This is a genomic window from Kitasatospora sp. NPDC085879, assembly GCF_040686255.1.
In the GTDB taxonomy this organism is placed as follows: Bacteria; Actinomycetota; Actinomycetes; order Streptomycetales; family Streptomycetaceae; genus Kitasatospora.
The window spans coordinates 1-1,265 of record NZ_JBFBJZ010000205.1; the positions used below are offsets into that span (position 1 = coordinate 1).

General features: G+C 70.1%; 2 protein-coding genes and 1 pseudogene. All 3 read left to right on the plus strand.

The features are described 5' to 3' along the window. A pseudogene (locus tag AB0P35_RS42185) lies at positions 1 to 290 on the plus strand (gas vesicle protein); the annotation flags it as partial. A gap of 1 nt (position 291) precedes the next feature. After that, the gene (locus AB0P35_RS42190; RefSeq protein ID WP_363521932.1) at positions 292 to 1,005 is read left to right on the plus strand and encodes a GvpL/GvpF family gas vesicle protein; all 714 of its coding nucleotides are present in this window, start codon (positions 292 to 294) and stop codon (positions 1,003 to 1,005) included. A gap of 17 nt (positions 1,006 to 1,022) precedes the next feature. Beyond that, positions 1,023 to 1,265: gas vesicle protein GvpG (locus tag AB0P35_RS42195; protein ID WP_363521935.1), on the plus strand; the 243-nt coding region annotated here is incomplete at its 3' end.

Here is a 1,265-nt window from a genome sequence, read left to right on the forward strand (position 1 = left end):
TCGTCGTCGCCAGCGTCGACACCTACCTGCGCTTCGCCGAGGCCTGCAACCGCCTCGATCTGGAAGCCGGGCGCAAGGCACCGACCCAGCTCACCGACATCGTCGGCGAGGTCACCGAGGGCGGCGCACACGGCAAGAGCAAGGGCGCGCTCTCCGGCGCCGCGGAGGCCGTGTCCGACACCCTCCACCTCGGCCGCGACAGCGACGAAGAGCAAGAAGAGAAAGAGGAGAGGCCCGCGCCCAAGCGTGAACGGCCGGCCCGCAGGCCCGCCCGCCGCCGGGAGGAATGACGTGTCCGTCTACGTGTACTCCATCACCGCCGCCTCCCACCCCCGGCAGTTGGCCGGCCTCGTCGGCGTGGGCGAGCCTCCCTCGACACTCCGCAGCGTGTGCGCCGGGCCGCTCTGTGCGGTCGTCAGCGACGCCCCGGACGAACTGCGGCCCAAGCGCCGCGACCTCACCGCGCACCAGAGCGTCCAGGAACGCCTGATGTCCGACGGCACCGTGCTGCCGCTGCAGTTCGGCCTCACCGCCCCGGACGACGACGCGGTACGCGCCGCGCTCACCGAACGCCACGACGAGTACCTGGACCGCCTCACCGCACTGGAGGGCTGCGCCGAGTACCACCTGAAGGCAGCCATCGACGAGAGCGCCCTGCTGCGCCAGATCCTGCTGGATTCACCCGAGGCCAGGCAGCTCAACGACCAGATCACCGGCGGCAACACCAACCCGGACCTGCCGCTGGCCCTCGGCGAACTGGTCGCCCACGAGGTCCGGGCCCGCCACTACGCCCTGGCCACCGGCATCACCGAAGCCCTGCGTCCCCACGCCCGCCAGGAGGTCAACTCCGAGCCGACGGGAGAGGACTTCCTGAACGTCTCCTTCCTGGTGGACCGGGAGCACGAGCAGCTGTTCCTCGCGGCCGAGAAGGGCCTCACCGCCGAACTCGGCGACGACTTCGACTTCCGGCTGCACGGTCCCCTGCCCGCCTACAGCTTCGTGTGAGGAAGGAGGAACCCGCCATGGGCCTGCTCACCCAGATCCTCACCCTCCCGCTCGCGCCGCTGCGCGGCACCGTCTGGGTGCTGGAACGCGTGGTGGAGACCGCCGAGAACGAGTACTACGACCCCGAACCCGTCCAGCAGGAACTCGCCGCTCTGGAACAGTCACTCCTGGCCGGTGAGATCGACGACGAGACGTTCGACCGGCGTGAGGACGAGCTCCTCGACCGCCTGGACGAGATCAGAGCCCACAGGCAACAGACC